Genomic DNA, 15,546 nt, shown 5'->3' on the forward strand with positions numbered 1-15,546 from the left:
GAATGCCAAGTTGCCAGACCGGACCGGCGCCCGCCAAGACCCCTCGCTACGATCCGCGGTCGTAGCCGGGAAGACCCGCACCGCTCCCGCAGACGACCCACCCGGAGCACGCCGGCCCCCGCCGACCCCTCCCGGCCTGCGCAAACACCCCCCAACCACCCACCAAACAGTCCCAAAATGGTGCAAAACGGACACCACTACCCGTCATCGTGCACCCCCATCACGTGTGAGCGCACTCACCACACGGAACCCGGCAACATCACCGACCGCCCCACCCCCCACCACACCGAGTCACCACCAGACCGCCACCATTGAGACCGCCACCACACCCACCACACCCCACCGACACGGCAACGGCACCCTGACGGCCGGTGCGCGCGGGCGGACGACGAGGACGGGCTGTTCCACGACGGCGTCGCGGATCCGGAGGGCGCTGCGGGCAGGGCGTCGCGGTGGGCGTTCTGGTCGTCGGTCGGGTCGGTGGCGTTGTGCCGGCGGCGCATCCACTGGCCGGCGTTGTGGTTGTCGGTCGAAAAGTATTTCCGGCGGCGTTGAACCGTTCCCGCCGCGGATCCGTGTGAAGGGTGTGCACGGGCCACCACCGCCCGGACCGTCAACCGCCAGTTCCCCAGGGGGAGTTCGCCATGCCCACGTTCACCGTTCCCGCCTTCGCCGCGCGCCGCCTGCTCGCCGTCTCCGGTATCGCCGTGCTCGCGCTCGCCGCCACCGCCTGTGGGCCCGACACGGCCGACGGGTACGGCAAGAACGCCCCGTCGACCGCCGCCGCCCCGGTGGCCACGGCGTCCGCTCCCGCGGCCGGTGACTCCGCCGGGGTCCGGGTCGTCGCCGTGAAGTCGGCTGCGCTCGGCCCGATCGTCACCGACTCCGCCGGCCGGACCCTGTACCGCTTCGACAAGGACACCGCCAAGCCGTCCGCGAGCACCTGCACCGACGCCTGCGCGACGAAGTGGCCGCCGCTCACCGCCCAGGACTCGGTTCAGGTCACCGGGGTCGACTCCGCCCTGGTCGGCAGCGTGACCCGGCCGGACGGGACGAAGCAGGTCACCCTCAACGGCTGGCCGCTCTACCGCTTCGCCGGGGACACCGCGGCGGGGCAGACCAACGGGCAGGGCGTCGGCGGCACCTGGTTCGCGAGCACGCCCGAGGGGAAGAAGGCGCCGGGCACGCCCGCACAGGCGCCCGCCCAGACGCCCTCTCAGGCCCCGTCGTCCGCCGCGTCGCAGGGCAGCGGCTACTCCGGGGGCTACTGACACCCTGCCCCTCGCGGCGGCGGGGCGGCCGGGGCCGCCTTGCCCGCGCGGCGGCCCGTCGCCCAGACTGTCGCGGTGCACCAGGACCGCGATCACCGCCGGATGGGGGGCGCCGCGCTCCCGGTCGGCGTCCTGCTCTGCCTCGCCCTGGGGCTGTCGCTGCTGGTGGTCCGGTTCCGGGCGTCCGGGCCGGAACCGGCGGCCGGATTCATCGGCATCGCCGCGGTGGCCGTGGCCGCACCCGTCCCGCCGGCCGCCGGCCCGGACGCCTCCACCGGCTCGTACGCGCAGGACTGCGGGCGCAACCAGGAGGGGCACCGCAACGCGGACAACGTGGTGGTCTCGCCCGGGACGGTGGGCGGCGCCCACCACGTGCACGACTACGTCGGCAACCTCTCCACGGACGCGGACTCCACCGACGACAGCCTCGCCGCCGCCGCGACCACCTGCACCGACGGCGACCGCTCGACGTACTACTGGCCGGTGCTCCGCCGCACCGACCACGACGGCGCGGCGCCGCACACCGCCGCCGGGGCGTCCGAGGAGCCGCACGGCAACACCGGCGAGATCCTCGCCCCCGAAACGGTCACCGTCGAGTACCTCGGCAACCCGTGGAGCAAGGTCGTGCCGATGCCGCGCTTCCTGCGGCTCCTGGAGGGCGACCCGACCGCCGCCACCGACGGCGGTGCGGACGCCGGCGCCCGCTGGGGCTGTACGGGCTTCGCCGGCCGCACCACCACCGACCGCTACCCGCTCTGCCCCGCCGGGAGCCTGCTCACCCGCACCCTGGACTTCCCCAGCTGCTGGGACGGGCGCAGCACGGACAGTCCCGGCCACCGCTCCCACGTGCGGTTCCCGTCCGCCGCCGGCGTCTGCCCGCACGACACCTTCCCGATCCCGCACCTGCGGGTGACCGTCGGCTACCGCCCGCCGCCGCCCCGGGCCTTCGCCCTGGACGCCTTCCCCGAGCAGCACCACAGCCCGCTCACCGACCACGCGGTGTTCATCGGTCTGATGACCGACCGGCAGTCGGCCGACGTGGTGGCCTGTCTGAACGAGAACCGCAGCTGCCGGGCATCCGGTTGAACCGGACGGCCCCCGCGTACGTGCTGGACGTGGCACCCGACGACGGAGGATGGCGGATGGCGAGGACACGACCGGGCGCGCGGCAGGACGCCGCCGACGAGGCACTGATCCGGACGCTCTACGAGCAGCACGGCGGCGCGCTGCTCGCCTATGCCGTCCGGCTGACCGGCGACCGCGCGGCGGCCGAGGACGCCGTCCAGGAGACGCTGATCCGGGCCTGGCGCAACCCCGAGGCGCTGACCGAGGCCCGCGGGTCGGTGCGCGGCTGGCTGCTGACCGTGGAGCGCAACCTGATCACCGACCGGTTCCGGGCCCGGGCCGCCCGGCCGGCCGAGGTGGCGGAGGTCTCCGAGGAGACGGCCACCGTGCCGGTCGAGCACGACCACGCCGAGGGCGTGGTGGAGGCGCTGGTGATGTCGCAGGCGCTGGAGCGGCTCTCGCCCGAGCACCGCGAGGTGCTGCGCTCGATCTACTTCCAGCGGCTGTCGGTCACCGAGGCCGCGGAGCAGCTGGGGGTGCCGGCCGGGACGGTCAAGTCCCGCGCGCACTACGCGCTCCGGGCGCTCAAACGCTCGTACACCGGCAGGACGGGGACATGGCAGGAGGTGTCGGTGTGACCACGCACGACGCGAACACGGGCGGCATGGACACGGGCGGCATGGACACGGGCGGCATGGACACGGACGGCACGAGCGTGAACGGCGGGGGCGCGACGCCGCACGACCGGAGCGCGCAGCTCGTCGGCGCCTACGTGCTGGGCGCGCTCGATCCGGGCGAGGCGGCGTCGGTCGGGCGGCACCTGGCCGACTGCCCGGTCTGCCGTCAGGAGGTGAGCGAGTTGCGGGAGCTGGAGACCGCCCTGGGCGAGGTGCCGCCCGAACTGCTCGTGGACGGTCCGCCCGAGGGCGGCGACCTGCTGCTGCAGCGCACCCTGCGGCGGGCCCGGACGGAGCGCGGCTCGGCGCTGCGCCGGCGCCGGGCCCGGATCGGCGCGGTCGCGGCGGTCGCGGCGGCCGCGGCGCTGGTCCTCGGGATCGCGCTGGGCCGCGGCACCGATGCCGCATCGCCGGTGGCCGCCGGCCCGGCGCCGAGCACCGCCGCCGCCACCCCGCCTCCTGCCGGGACCAGGACCGGCTCGGTGACGGATCCGGCCACGGGCGCCCGGATGACGCTGACGGTGACCCCGGCGATGGGCTGGGTGCGGGTGAACGCGGCGGTCACCGGTGTCCCGGCCGGCCAGCGCTGCCACCTGGTGGTCAACGGCAGGGGTGGGGCCGCGGTGGACGCGGGCAGTTGGCTGGTCTCCGCCATCGGCGCCAAGTCCGGTACCACGTTGGATGGTTCGGCCATCGTCGCGCCGCAGGACGTGGTGTCCGTGTCGGTCGTGAACGAGTCCGGGCAGACCTTCGTGACGGTCCCGGTGTAGGGCTGCGCCGCCGGCGCCGGACATGCCGTGGGGGCCACCGTCGCGGGGATGGTGGCCCCCACGGCGGTTCACTGCTTCGGGCAGGCGGTCGCGGTCGCCGAGGACGGTCGCATCGGCAGCGGGGTGAGGGGTGTGCAGACCGGCGTGGCGAGTCCGATGAGCTCCACCAGTCCTACGCCACCGGTCGGCGGGAGGATCTGCGACCAGTTGTTGGCCAGCCAGACGTTGCCGGACTGGTCGAGCTGCACTGCCGTGAGGTGCTGGATCGCCGCGCTGCGGAACCCCTGGGAAGGGGACAGGAACGTACCGGTGGAGGTGCCCTGCGGGCAGGCGGCGGTGTTCTCACCGCACAGCAGCCAGAGGGACGGGACGCCGAAGCCGGCGACCCACACGCGGTCGGACCCGTCCACGGCCACGGACCAGGGGCCGACCGTGATCGGCAGCTTGTGCTCACCGGCGATGGTTCCGTCGGGCCGGATCTCGGTGACGGTGTTGCTGACGAAGTCGGGTACCCAGACGTTGTTCCTGGAATCGATGGCAAGCCCCAGGGGCCAACTGAACGTGTCGCTCTTGACGGGCGAGAACGCGGTCGGTTTGAAGTCGGGGCCGATGACGGTGACGCCTCCGCCGAACTCGACGTTGGAATCGGCCACGCGCGTCTCGTTGAGTTTGGCGCCGCTGAGGCGGGCGTTGGTGACCCAGGCCCGGCCCTGGCCGTCGATCTGGACGGCGAACGGATGGTCGAGGCCTCCCCCGGTGATCGTGATCGCCTTCGACGGGTCGCCGTGCGGGTAGACGATCACACTGCCCTGGCCGGGTGCGCCTTTGATGCCGTAGAAGTTGGCGATCCACACATTGCCCTTCTGGTCGACGGCGACGCCCTGTGGGTGATCGGGGCTTCCGTTCTTCCAGCCCGTGTCGGGCGACAGCGGGGTTCCGGTGGCCGAGTACTCGGAGATCGCGTCGCCCCCGTAGCTGGGCACCCAGGCGGAGCCGTCATGGTCGATCGCGATGCCCCACGCCCCGGCCTTCATGCCGCCGCCGCTGACGGGACTCCCAAGGGTGGGGTGGCCGACCGGATCGAGCACGGTGACGTAGGGGCTCGGGTCCCTGGTGCCGGCCTGCCAGTTGTTGGTCGCCCAGGCGTTCCCCTTGGCGTCGAACGCTATGCGGCCGGGGGCGTAGAGGCCGGTGTCGGTGTAGCGCAGTGCCAGGATCCAGGACGTGGGGGCCGCGGTGAGCGCGGGAGAGAAGACGTTCGACGTCTGCGCCAGGGCGTAGAGCTCGGCCGGGGAGAGTGTCGGGTTGTGGACGAGGTCGAGGACCGCCTGCACCGTGTCGTCCGGGGTGGCGCCGCCGGGCGGCGTGGCGAGCCGGAACACGTCCGCGCAGTGCGCGGCGTTCGGCGTCGCGCAGAGCGAGACCAGGTTGGCGAGCGTGCCGAGGGTGGCGAGGGTCTCGTTGTTGGTGCCGTTGTCCTTGTTCGTGACGACCCCGCCCGGCTTGCCGGTGGCCGGATCGGCGAGGTTGAAGGATGTCGCGGCGGCGTTCTGCAGCCCGGGGCTCGGGCCGGCGATGCCGTGCTGGTCGCTGAACTGGGCCAGGGCGTAGGTGGCGGCGACGGTGGTGAGTTCGTTGACCGTCACCGCGTTCAGGGTCCGCTGGGGGACGCCGCCGCCGGCGCCGACGGCGACGACGGAGCGCAGCCGGAGCCCGGGCGTGTCCGGGGGTGCGGCCTCGACGTACAGCACCCCGTCCGTCGACTGGGCGTAGGAGATCTTGAACGAGCCGGTCGCGTCGGTCGTGGCGCGGCCCAGTTCCCTGGTTCCCTGGCGCGATCCGGCGAGGAGCGTCACCTGGGCCCCGGGCAGCGCGCTGCCCGCCCCGGTGACCGTGCCCGCCAGGATGGCCGGTGTGGCGGCGGGGGCGTCCGAAGCGGCGCTGCATGAGGTCAGCGCGGCGACGAGCGAGGCCGCCGCGGTGGCCGAGACGGCTGCGGTCCACCTTCGTCCACCGCGGGAAGTGCCGAGTGCTGACCTGCGAGCGCGCAGGACGGGGGCGGTCATGGTCGTGGGTCCTTTCGATCAGAGCTGCCGGGGTCCGGCCGGGTCGTGGCCGTCGCCGGAGCGCGCCCGATCGGCGTACAGGGCGCCGGTGCACCGTGCCACCGGTCGGCCGAAGCCCTGTGCGACGGCGCGCCGCGGCGGCGATGAGCGGTTCGAGGCGGGCTTTGCAGGGCCTCTCGTGCGTGACGGGTGTTCGGAGGTGCACGGATGCGCGTGTCGACCTCGGCGGGCGTGTCAGCCGGTCGGGATGTTCCTGCGGCCGCGCCGGCCTGGAAGGGCTGCCCGGTGGATCGGGGTGGTCATGCGTTCGTCTTCTGCTGCTTGTTGCCGCCTGCTTGCGGCGTCCTCAGCGAGAACCAGCCGATCTTGGCTCCCAGCAGCCAGATCACGCCCAGATACAGGTCCGGGCCCACCTGACGGAGCTCATCGCGCACACAGCGAGCGACGAGGGATGTTCTGGAGTAGTCGATGACGATGCACTCCTCGCCGTCCAGCAGACTCGGTCCCACCGTGACGAGGGCGAGGATGGCGAGCACGTCCAGTGAGGACATCCGATTGCTCAGGTACCCGCCGGCGCGGTCGAAGACCTTTCCCCGCCACATGGCCAGACGTACCAACGCGGCGATCGGTCGGGTCACGCCCGTGCCCGCGCCGATGATGGCGGTGCCCTCCATCGGACCGTCGGGAATGTCACCGGGCGGGCTCGCACGGAAGAGTTCCTCCAGCCGGCTGTCGTCGGCCGCGAGCAACTCGGTCTCACTGAGCGTCACGCTCGTCCTCCCAGGTGAACAACCATGTGTCAACCATGAGCGCTTCGGTTCCGAACCACCTCCGCTGTTGAGCCGAACAGCTGACGCCGGCCTCACACAGCGTCACCGCGGACCAGAACAGCAGCAGCCGACCGCGGGCACGGACGGCAGCGGCCGGGAACGGGAACGACACGCCGCGTGGACTCCGGACAACCGATGGCGCGGGCACGTACGCGGATCGGCAGCGACACGCCGGACCCGCTCGTCCCGGCCTGCGGCTCGTGCCGGGTCCCGTTCTCCCGTGCCCCGCTTCCGTCCGGGTGCGGAAACGCCGAACCTCGGCAGAATCGATGCGTGGGGGGACGGTCCCGGCTGCGCCGCGGATGCCTACGTGAGAGGACCATGCCATGCCCGACTTCCGCCCGAAGCACGATCACCTGATCGTCAAGCCGCTCGGGGGCCCGACCCCGCAGGACCCGGAGAGGTGGAAGGGCGAGGTGGTGGCGGTAGGACCCGGCCGGCAGCTGGCGAGCGGCAAGCCGCACCCGGTGGACGTCAAGGTCGGCGAGAAGATCCTCTTCAACAGGCTCTCCGGATCGGAGATCGAGGTGGAGGGGCAGGAGTACGTCGAGCTTCCCGAGGACGAGGTCCTCGCGCTCTTCGCGGAGTAGGGACAGGGCGACGGGCGCACCCGGCACCCGACGTCTTCGCTCCCGGCCGCCCCAGGCCCCGAGACCTTTGGAGATCCCCGCCTTGACCGAGCAGTCACCCGCCCGGATCGGCGTCACCGGACTGGCCGTGATGGGCCGCAACCTGGCCAGGAACTTCGCCCGCCACGGATACCGCGTGGCCGTGCACAACCGCACGCAGGCGCGGACCACGGCGCTGCTGGAGGAGTTCGGGCACGAGGGCGAGTTCGTGGCCGCCGGGACCACGGAGGGGTTCGTCGCGGCCCTGGAACGCCCCCGTCTGATCGTGATCATGGTCAAGGCCGGGGCGGCGACCGATGCGGTCATCGACGAGCTGGTGCCGCTGCTCGACGCGGGCGACGTGGTGGTGGACGGCGGGAACGCGCACTTCCTCGACACCAGGAGGCGGGAGGCGGCGCTGCGGGAACGCGGACTGCACTTCGTGGGCAGCGGGATCTCCGGTGGCGAGCAGGGCGCGCTGGAGGGGCCGAGCATCATGCCCGGCGGTACGCCGGAGGCCTACCGGGTCCTGGGACCGTTGCTGGAGGACATCGCGGCCAAGGTCGACGGCAAGCCCTGCTGCACCCATGTCGGACCGGACGGCGCCGGTCACTTCGTCAAGATGGTCCACAACGGGATCGAGTACGCCGACATGCAGCTCATCGCCGAGGCGTACGACCTGCTGCGGCACGGAGCGGGACTGCAGCCCGACGCGATCGCCGAGGTCTTCCGGACCTGGAACGCCGGGCGCCTGGAGTCCTACCTGATCGAGATCACCGCCGAGATCCTCGCCCACACCGATGCGGCGACCGGGAAGCCGTTCGTCGACGTCGTGCTGGACCGGGCCGAGCAGAAGGGCACCGGCCGCTGGACGGTCCAGAGCGCGTTGGAGCTCGGCGTGCCCGTGAGCGGGATCGCCGAGGCGGTCTTCGCCCGGGCGCTGTCCGGCAGCGTGCCGCTCCGGCAGGCCGGACGGGGGCTGCCCGGCCCCACCGAGACGTGGCTCGACAGCGCGGCGGCGGACCGGTTCGCGGACGACGTCGAGCAGGCCCTGTACGCCTCCAAGATGGTGGCCTACGCCCAGGGCTTCCACCAGATCCAGGCCGGCAGCGCGGAGTACTCCTGGCAGATCGACCCCGGTGAGATGGCCGCGATCTGGCGCGGCGGTTGCATCATCAGGGCCCGGTTCCTGGACCGGATCCGGGCCGCGTACGAGGCGGAGCGGGAGCGTCCCACGCTGCTGACCGACGCGCACTTCCGGGAGTCGCTCGGCTCCGCGCAGTCGGCCTGGCGACGGGTCGTCTCGGTGGCGGCCCAACTGGGGGTGCCCGCCCCCGGCTTCGCAACCGCGCTCGCCTACTACGACAGCCTGCGGGCGGAGCGTCTTCCGGCCGCACTGGTGCAGGGACAGCGGGACTTCTTCGGCGCGCACACCTACCGCCGGGTCGACCGGGACGGGACCTTCCACACCCGCTGGGAGGCCGGGGGCCGCCCGGAGGAACAGTGAGAGGGCGGGCGAGGCGCACGCGAAGACCGCGAAGCCGCCGTTGTACATCCGAACCCAGGATCATCCACAGCAGGTGGCCGTCATCGGCCGGCAAGCCTTCCCGGATCACGCCGGATCACGCCGGTTCGCTGCGGGCGAGCCTGTCTGGCGGCCCTCCCGGCGGGCGGGGAGAATGGTGATCGCAAGGCTTGCCGCCGCGAGACGCGGAGTTGGTAACTGGTGTGAAGAGTTCCCCTCGCCCCGCCGAGCCCGCCACGCCGCTCGCACCCGGGCCCGGCGCCGGTGAGAAGGGGCTCAGGTCGGGCGCCCTGGGGCTGTTCTCGTCGGTGGCGATCGGGATGTCCTCGACCGCGCCGGCGTACAGCCTGGCGGCGACGCTCGGAGTGATCGTGGCCGGGGTGGGACTGCAGGCCCCGATCATCACCATGCTGGCGTTCGTGCCGATGCTGCTGATCGCGTACGCCTACCGGGAGCTGAACGCCGTCGACGCCGACTGCGGGACGACCTTCACCTGGGCCACCCGCGCGTTCGGCCCACGGGCCGGCTGGATGGGCGGCTGGGGCCTGATCGTCGCCGACGTGATCGCGATGGCGAACCTGGCCGAGATCGCCGGCATCTACGGCTTCCGGCTGGTCGGACTGGAGTCGCTCGCGACCAACCAGGTGTGGACCACCGTGGCCGGGGTGGTCTGGCTCGCCCTGATGACGGCGGTCTGCTACGTGGGCATCGAGGTGTCGGCGGTCATCCAGCGCTGCCTGCTCTGCCTGGAGGTCGCGGTCCTGCTGCTTCTCGCCGTCACCGCCCTCGTCAAGGTCTACACCGGCGGCCCGCCGACCGCGACGCACGTCTCCGCCTCCTGGTTCAATCCGCTGAACGTCCCCTCCGCCCAGGCGCTGACCACCGGGGTGCTCGCCGCGGTGTTCATCTACTGGGGGTGGGACACCGCGCTCACCGTCAACGAGGAGACCGCGGACAGCCGGCACACCCCCGGACGGGCCGCCGTGCTGTCCACCGTGCTGCTGCTGGTCATCTACGGTCTGGTCGCCACCTCGGCGCAGGCCTTCGCCGGGGTCGGCACCACGGGCATCGGGCTGGCCAACCCGGACAACTCCGGAGACGTGCTCTCCGCCCTCGGCGGGGCGGTGTTCGGCACCGCCGGGCTCGGCCACGCACTCACCAAACTGCTGATCCTGATGGTGCTGATCTCGGCGGTCGCCTCCACCCAGACCACCATCCTGCCGTCCGCCCGCACCGTCTTCTCGATGGCCGCGCACAAGGCCGTGCCGTCCCGCTTCGCCCGGCTGCACCGCCGGTTCCTGACCCCGACCTGGTCGACCGTCGGCATGGGGCTGGTGTCGATCGCCTTCCTGGTGCTGCTCACCTCGGTCAGCCACAACGTGCTGGCCGACTCCATCGGCTCGGTGGGCCTGGCGATCGCCTTCTACTACGGCCTGACCGGCTTCGCCTGCGTCTGGTACTACCGCCGGGTGCTCACCCGCAGCCGCCGGGACCTGCTGTTCAAGGGCGTACTGCCCGGGATCGGCGGGCTGATCATGCTGTTCCTGTTCTGCTACGCCGCCTTCCACGTCTACGCCGCCCCCGGCTACGGCTCGACCTCCGTGCGGCTGCCGCTGCTCGGCCGGGTCGGCGGGGTGACCGTCCTGGGGCTGGGCGCGCTGCTGATCGGCGCGGCGCTGATGCCGGTGGTCACCCGGGAGCACACCGCGGCGCTGCGGCTGCAACGCAGCCTGCTGCCGCACCGGCTGCCGGTGCTGAGCGCGGTCGAGTCCGCCAGCCGCTACCTGCCGGCCGACACCCGCTCCGGGGTGGGCGGGGACTGGTACGACGTCATCCCGCTGTCCGGCAGCCGGGTCGGCCTGGTGGTCGGCGAGGTCCTCGGCCACGGCCTGCGGGCCGCCGCCGCGATGGGCCGGCTGCGGGCCGGCATCCGGGTGCTGGCCCGGCTGGACCTGGATCCGGACGAGCTGCTCGCCCACCTGGACGACGTGGTGCGCGAGGAGGACGGCCCGGGCAGCCCGCGCAGCGGCGGCGTGACCTGCCTGTACGCGGTGTACGACCCGGTCGACGGCCGGTGCAGCCTGGCCCGGGCCGGCCACGCGCCGCCCGCCGTGGCCGACCCGACGGACGGCGTCCGCTACGCGGAGCTGCCGGCCGGGCGGCCGCTGGGGCAGGGCGGCCCGCCGTTCCAGCGCGCCGAGCTGGACCTGCCGGCCGGCAGCCTGATCGCCCTGTACACGGACGGCCTGGTGCAGGCCGTCGACGGCCGGCGCGGGCTCGCCGAGACGCTGGCCGGGCTCCGCCGGCCGCTGGAGAGCCTGTGCGACGAGGCACTGGCGACCCTGCTGCCCGGGCCGGTGGACGACGACGCCGTCCTGCTGCTGGTCCGCACCCGCCGGCTCGACACCGGACAGGTCGCCGACTGGGAGCTGGCGCCCGACCCGGCGGCGGTCGCCCAGGCACGTCGCATGGTCAGCGGACGGCTGGACGAATGGGACCTGGCGGAGCTCGTGTTCACCACCGAGCTGATCGTCAGCGAGCTGGTCACCAACGCGATCCGGTACGCCCCCGGGCCGGTCCGGGTCCGGCTGATCCGGGACCGCAGCCTGATCTGCGAGGTCTCCGACACCGGGCACACCTCGCCGCACCTGCGCCAGGCCGCCCGGGACGACGAGGGCGGGCGCGGCCTGTACATCATCGCCCAGATCACCGGGCGCTGGGGCACCCGCTACACCGAGGACGGCAAGACCATCTGGACCGAGCAGGTCCTGTCCGCCGAGGGCTGACGACCGCGACCGGCGCCCCGCCGACCGGTGTCCCCGTCCGCAAGGCGGGCGTACCCGCCGAGGTGCGGCGGCCTTGCGCCGGCGCCGCATCCACGCGCCCACGTCGTACTCGTCCGGCTCCGGGGCGCGGGCCGCATCGGGCAGGCCGGAGGTGTTGATGTGGCGCTGCCGGTCGATCCAGGACGGGAGAGGCGCTTAACTGTGGAGTGGGGGAAACGACGGCTGTGGGGGCGAGCGGGACAGAAGGGCAGTCCGGTGGCTGATGTCTCGAACACGACGGCGTGGCGTTCGCCGCGGTTCCTGCCCAGGTGGTCGCGCCGGGTCACGATCGGTGGCTACGTGCTGGTCGCGGCCGCGGTGGCGCTGGATTTCGCCAGCGGGCCCGGTGTCACGTTCGCGCCGGTACTCGCCGCCCTGCCCGTACTGGCCGGTGTGGGTGCCCGCCGGGCCACGGTCCCGCTGACGGCCGGGGTGGTCGCCGGCGCGATCGTCGTCGGCATGGCGGCCTACGACGCCGACGTGCCCGCGGTCGTGATGGCGACCGCGGCGGCCACGGTGGTCGTGGTCACCTTCTTCAGCTGCGCCAACGTCGTGGTGGTGACCGCCCAGGAGCGGGAGCTGGCCAGGGTCCACACGGTCGCCGAGGCCGCGCAGCGTGCCCTGCTGCGCCTGGTGCCCCGGCGGATGGGGCCGCTGGTGGTCGCGGTGCGCTATGTGGCGGCGGAGGCCGAGGCACGGATCGGCGGGGATCTGTACGAGGTGATGCCGACCCCGTACGGGGTGCGGTTGTTCCTCGGCGACGTGTGCGGCAAGGGCTTGGCCGCGGTGGAGACCGCAGCCGACGTGCTGGGGGTGTTCCGGGAGGCCGCGCGGGCCGAGCCGGATCTGGCGGAGGTGGCCAGGCGGCTGGACTCGGCGCTCGCCCGTCGTCCGGCGAGCGAGGAGTTCGTCACGGCGGTTCTGGTCGGCATCCCCGACACACCGGGACCGGCGGTCGTGGTCAACTGCGGGCACCCGCCGCCACTGCTTTGCCATGACGGTCGGGTCAGCACGGTGGAACCGTCCGTCGGGACTCCCCCACTGGCGCTGCTCGGCCTGGTCGGCGGGGACTACCACACCGAGTCGCTCGCCTTCGACCGCGGCGACCTGCTGCTGCTCTACACGGACGGCGTGTCCGAGGCCCGGGACGCGGCGAGCCGGTTCTACCCGCTCGCCCAGCGCCTGGCCACCCTGCCGCATGGGGAGCCGGACGCCCTGCTGGACGAGCTGCTCCTGGACGTGCGGGCGTACGTCGGCTCCGGGCTGACGGACGACGCGGCCCTGCTCGCCGTCCGCCGGGAGCGGTGACCGGTCCGTCGACTCCATCCGGGCCCCACACCCCTCCCCGGGCGTCACCACCGCGTGGAGCACGGCCCGGGCGACTACCGGGGCGGTTCGGGCAACTACCGGGGCGCCGGCCGTTGGTGCCGGTACTCCTCCAGCGCCGGCGACGTCCTCATCGCGAGGAAGTTCGTGATGGTGTACTCGGCCAGCCCCGCCACCGAGTACGGGTCGTTCTTGGTGATGTCCTCGATCTGCGCCCGGTCGACACCGACCGCCACGATGACCGCACCATCGCGGGGGTCCTTGGGGCCCGATGCGATGAAGACGCCGGATTCGTAGTGCGAGTCGAGCCAGGCAACGTGCTCGGGGTGGGCCGCTTCGATGCGCTCGAGCGGCGCGATGTAGGTCAGCTCAAGAATGTACATGATCAACATCATAGCGCCAGGTAATCGACCGGTCACACAGGGGCAGTGACGCCGATCACCGCCCCGGGCCCGTATCGGCCCCCAGGCCCTCGGAGGAGCCCGGAAGCCGACAGTCCATTCAGGCCTCCCGAGCAGCTCCTTCGAGTGGCGATCGGCCGCCACCGGCCGGAAACGGCCCGGCGGACCCGCCGGCGCCTGCACGATGGCGCGCCCGCTGCTGGTGGCCGACGAACGGACGACAGGGATGGCCTCGAACACTCGCGCACACGCACCGCTGGACGGCATGACCATGGTGCTGCGCAAACTCCCGCAGGTGACGGTGCTGTTCTGGATGCTCAAGACGGTCGCCGTGACTCTCGGAGAGTCCGCCGGAGACCTGCTCGGCATCAGCTTCCAACTCGGCTACGTCACCACCGCGTTCCTCTTTCTCGCGTTCTTCCTGGTCGTCGTCGTGGCCCAGGTGCGGGCGAAGCGGTTCCACCCGGCGCTGTACTGGTCGGTGGTGCTGGGCACGAGCCTGGTCGGCACCGAGGTGTCCGACTTCCTCAACCGCGGATTCGGCCACGGCAGCGCCCCCGACGGCATCGGCTACGCCTCCGGCGCCATGCTCCTCACCGCCCTGCTGGCGCTGGTCTTCCTCGTGTGGTGGCGCACCGGGCAGACGTACGACGTGGAGAACATCTCCAGCCGCACCGGCGAGATCCTGTACTGGATCGCGATCCTGGTCTCCAACACCCTGGGCACCTCGAGCGGAGACTGGCTCTCGGACGACACCGGCCTGGGCTTTCGCAACGCCTTCGTGGTCATCGCGGGCATCATGGCGCTGATCGTGGCCGCGTACTACCTGACGTCGGTCCATCAGATGGTGCTGTTCTGGCCGGCGTTCATCCTCACTCGCCCCCTGGGCGCGGCCGGCGGCGACGCGCTGACCAAGCCTGCGGCCCAGGGCGGCCTGGGCTGGGGCACGGCGGGCGGCAGCGCAGCGCTGAGCGCCCTGCTCCTGGCCCTGGTCGCCTACCAGACCTGGCACATCCACCGCCACCCCCTGGCCCCACTGCCGGTTCCCGTGGACCGGCACACCGGACGGCCTCAGCGCCCCAACGGAGCCCTGGTCCGACCGGGGACGCCGTTGACGGACAGTGAACCGATCGACACTTAGCCGAATGTGCTGCTCGGACCGGTACGCGGTCGCCTCCCCGCCGCTTCAAGGTGCACGGGCATCTCCGCCGAGAGACGCTGGGCGTATCCGTCTGATGGACCACCGGCGACACAGGAGGTGCTCATGAGACGCAAGTACTGTGCAGCGGTCGCCCTTACCGCCGCCGTTCTGTTCACGGGAACGGGGGCGACGTACGCAACCGCAAGCGGCGCTCAGCTTTCCGCTACGCGCAGTGTCGTGGTGAGTACCACCCAACTCCCCACCGAACAGCAGATCGCAGCCCTGTTCGACAACTGGAACGCGGCTTTGGCCACCGGCGACCCGAACCGTGTCGCGGACCTCTACGCTCCCGGTGCCGTGTTGCTGCCGACCGTCTCCGACATCTGCACCAGTCGCGCCGAAATCGTCGACTACTTCACGAAATTCCTGACGAGCAAGCCCGTCGGGAAGATCCAGGAGCGGTTCATCACCGTCCTGGACGGCACGAACGCCGTCGACACGGGCCTCTACCAGTTCACGCTGACCGACAAGAACGGCAGCAAGTCCACGGTCAACGCCCGCTACACCTTCGTCTACGAGCTGCACGGAGGCAAGTGGCTGATCCTCAACCACCATTCCTCGGTCCTGCCTTCTTCGGGCTGATCCGGCTACCCGTCAAGTCCCCCCGGTCGGCGGCGGATGCGCGACGGTCGCGCTGGGTTCGGACCGGATGTCCGGGCGGCCGGGGAGCAGTGCGAGGGCCCGTGTCCGCGCGGCTGCGCGGGCACGGGCCCTCGTGGGTCACCCCGATCCCCCTGTCCGAACCCCGGACAAGGGGAAGCCGAATGATCGGCTCAGTGAATGGTCGGCTCAGTACCAGTGGTGGGTCTGCCAGAACGCCCAGGCGGCGTTCGGGCTGCCGTAGCGGGAGTTCATGTAGTCCAGCGCCCACTTGATCTGGGTGGAGGCGCTGGTCTTCCAGTCCGCACCGGCCGAGGCCATCTTGGAGGCCGGCAGCGCCTGGCCCAGACCGTAGGAGCCCGAGCTCGGGTTGGTCGCCGT

At 72.3% G+C, this 15,546-nt stretch carries 14 protein-coding genes; 10 read left to right on the forward strand and 4 right to left on the reverse strand.

Annotated elements, in window-relative coordinates:
* Positions 1 to 644: 644 nt before the first annotated feature.
* The 4 genes from ACWCXH_RS38515 (at position 645) to ACWCXH_RS38530 (ending at position 3,783) form a co-directional block, all read left to right on the forward strand.
* Positions 645 to 1,271 carry a hypothetical protein gene (locus ACWCXH_RS38515; RefSeq protein WP_449806173.1) on the forward strand — a complete coding sequence of 209 codons (627 nt, stop codon included), beginning with the start codon at positions 645 to 647 and terminating at the stop codon, positions 1,269 to 1,271.
* A 75-nt stretch (positions 1,272 to 1,346) separates the two neighbouring features.
* Positions 1,347 to 2,357, forward strand: coding sequence for a DUF1996 domain-containing protein (locus tag ACWCXH_RS38520; protein ID WP_449806174.1), 1,011 nt, complete (start codon positions 1,347 to 1,349; stop codon positions 2,355 to 2,357).
* A gap of 56 nt (positions 2,358 to 2,413) precedes the next feature.
* Positions 2,414 to 2,974, forward strand: coding sequence for a sigma-70 family RNA polymerase sigma factor (locus ACWCXH_RS38525; RefSeq protein ID WP_449806175.1), 561 nt, complete (start codon positions 2,414 to 2,416; stop codon positions 2,972 to 2,974).
* Positions 2,971 to 3,783 carry a zf-HC2 domain-containing protein gene (locus ACWCXH_RS38530; RefSeq protein WP_449806176.1) on the forward strand — a complete coding sequence of 271 codons (813 nt, stop codon included), beginning with the start codon at positions 2,971 to 2,973 and terminating at the stop codon, positions 3,781 to 3,783. The genes ACWCXH_RS38525 and ACWCXH_RS38530 overlap by 4 nt, the downstream gene beginning before the upstream one ends.
* Before the next feature lie 68 nt (positions 3,784 to 3,851).
* Here the strand turns inward: ACWCXH_RS38530 and ACWCXH_RS38535 are convergent, their stop codons facing one another.
* Both ACWCXH_RS38535 and ACWCXH_RS38540 read right to left on the reverse strand, forming a co-directional pair.
* Positions 3,852 to 5,849 (reverse strand): NHL repeat-containing protein, encoded by a 1,998-nt coding sequence (locus ACWCXH_RS38535; RefSeq protein WP_449806177.1) that lies wholly within the window; start codon positions 5,847 to 5,849, stop codon positions 3,852 to 3,854.
* 299 nt (positions 5,850 to 6,148) lie between these two features.
* Positions 6,149 to 6,619 carry a hypothetical protein gene (locus ACWCXH_RS38540; protein WP_449806178.1) on the reverse strand — a complete coding sequence of 157 codons (471 nt, stop codon included), beginning with the start codon at positions 6,617 to 6,619 and terminating at the stop codon, positions 6,149 to 6,151.
* A 386-nt stretch (positions 6,620 to 7,005) separates the two neighbouring features.
* Here ACWCXH_RS38540 and ACWCXH_RS38545 point away from each other — a divergent pair, with 386 nt between their 5' ends.
* The 4 genes from ACWCXH_RS38545 to ACWCXH_RS38560 all read left to right on the forward strand — a co-directional run bounded on the left by ACWCXH_RS38545 (position 7,006) and on the right by ACWCXH_RS38560 (position 12,945).
* Entirely contained in the window at positions 7,006 to 7,269 is a 264-nt protein-coding gene (locus tag ACWCXH_RS38545; protein ID WP_449806179.1) for a co-chaperone GroES, read from the forward strand.
* 82 nt (positions 7,270 to 7,351) lie between these two features.
* The gene (gene gndA, locus ACWCXH_RS38550) at positions 7,352 to 8,794 is read left to right on the forward strand and encodes an NADP-dependent phosphogluconate dehydrogenase (protein WP_449806180.1); all 1,443 of its coding nucleotides are present in this window, start codon (positions 7,352 to 7,354) and stop codon (positions 8,792 to 8,794) included.
* 221 nt (positions 8,795 to 9,015) lie between these two features.
* On the forward strand, positions 9,016 to 11,598 hold the full coding sequence (locus tag ACWCXH_RS38555) for a SpoIIE family protein phosphatase (protein WP_449806181.1): 2,583 nt from the start codon (positions 9,016 to 9,018) through the stop codon (positions 11,596 to 11,598).
* Positions 11,599 to 11,853: 255 nt separating this feature from the next.
* On the forward strand, positions 11,854 to 12,945 hold the full coding sequence (locus ACWCXH_RS38560; RefSeq protein ID WP_449806182.1) for a PP2C family protein-serine/threonine phosphatase: 1,092 nt from the start codon (positions 11,854 to 11,856) through the stop codon (positions 12,943 to 12,945).
* A gap of 95 nt (positions 12,946 to 13,040) precedes the next feature.
* Here the strand turns inward: ACWCXH_RS38560 and ACWCXH_RS38565 are convergent, their stop codons facing one another.
* A complete protein-coding gene (locus tag ACWCXH_RS38565; protein ID WP_449806183.1) occupies positions 13,041 to 13,346 on the reverse strand; it encodes a YciI family protein in 306 nt (101 codons plus the stop codon).
* A gap of 244 nt (positions 13,347 to 13,590) precedes the next feature.
* On the opposite strand from ACWCXH_RS38565, the gene ACWCXH_RS38570 reads away from it, so the two are divergent.
* Together ACWCXH_RS38570 and ACWCXH_RS38575 are read left to right on the forward strand one after the other, a co-directional pair.
* Positions 13,591 to 14,505, forward strand: a complete 915-nt coding sequence (locus ACWCXH_RS38570; RefSeq protein WP_449806184.1) for a COG4705 family protein — start codon at positions 13,591 to 13,593, stop codon at positions 14,503 to 14,505.
* 123 nt (positions 14,506 to 14,628) lie between these two features.
* Positions 14,629 to 15,147, forward strand: coding sequence for an SgcJ/EcaC family oxidoreductase (locus ACWCXH_RS38575; protein ID WP_449806185.1), 519 nt, complete (start codon positions 14,629 to 14,631; stop codon positions 15,145 to 15,147).
* A 207-nt stretch (positions 15,148 to 15,354) separates the two neighbouring features.
* Here ACWCXH_RS38575 and ACWCXH_RS38580 read toward each other — a convergent pair.
* Positions 15,355 to 15,546, reverse strand: a 192-nt coding sequence (locus ACWCXH_RS38580; RefSeq protein ID WP_449806186.1) for an aggregation-promoting factor C-terminal-like domain-containing protein, incomplete at its 5' end; no start/stop codon positions are given.

Source organism: Kitasatospora sp. NPDC001660 (assembly GCF_053596725.1).

What these genes read in the sequence shown, in the direction of transcription:
- ACWCXH_RS38515 (WP_449806173.1), top strand. Translation starts at nt 645, where the DNA reads ATGCCCACGTTCACCGTTCCCGCCTTCGCCGCGCGCCGCCTGCTCGCC.
- ACWCXH_RS38525 (WP_449806175.1), top strand. Translation starts at nt 2,414, where the DNA reads ATGGCGAGGACACGACCGGGCGCGCGGCAGGACGCCGCCGACGAGGCA.
- ACWCXH_RS38535 (WP_449806177.1), bottom strand. Translation starts at nt 5,849, where the DNA reads ATGACCGCCCCCGTCCTGCGCGCTCGCAGGTCAGCACTCGGCACTTCC.
- ACWCXH_RS38545 (WP_449806179.1), top strand. Translation starts at nt 7,006, where the DNA reads ATGCCCGACTTCCGCCCGAAGCACGATCACCTGATCGTCAAGCCGCTC.
- ACWCXH_RS38565 (WP_449806183.1), bottom strand. Translation starts at nt 13,346, where the DNA reads ATGTACATTCTTGAGCTGACCTACATCGCGCCGCTCGAGCGCATCGAA.
- ACWCXH_RS38570 (WP_449806184.1), top strand. Translation starts at nt 13,591, where the DNA reads ATGGCCTCGAACACTCGCGCACACGCACCGCTGGACGGCATGACCATG.
- ACWCXH_RS38575 (WP_449806185.1), top strand. Translation starts at nt 14,629, where the DNA reads ATGAGACGCAAGTACTGTGCAGCGGTCGCCCTTACCGCCGCCGTTCTG.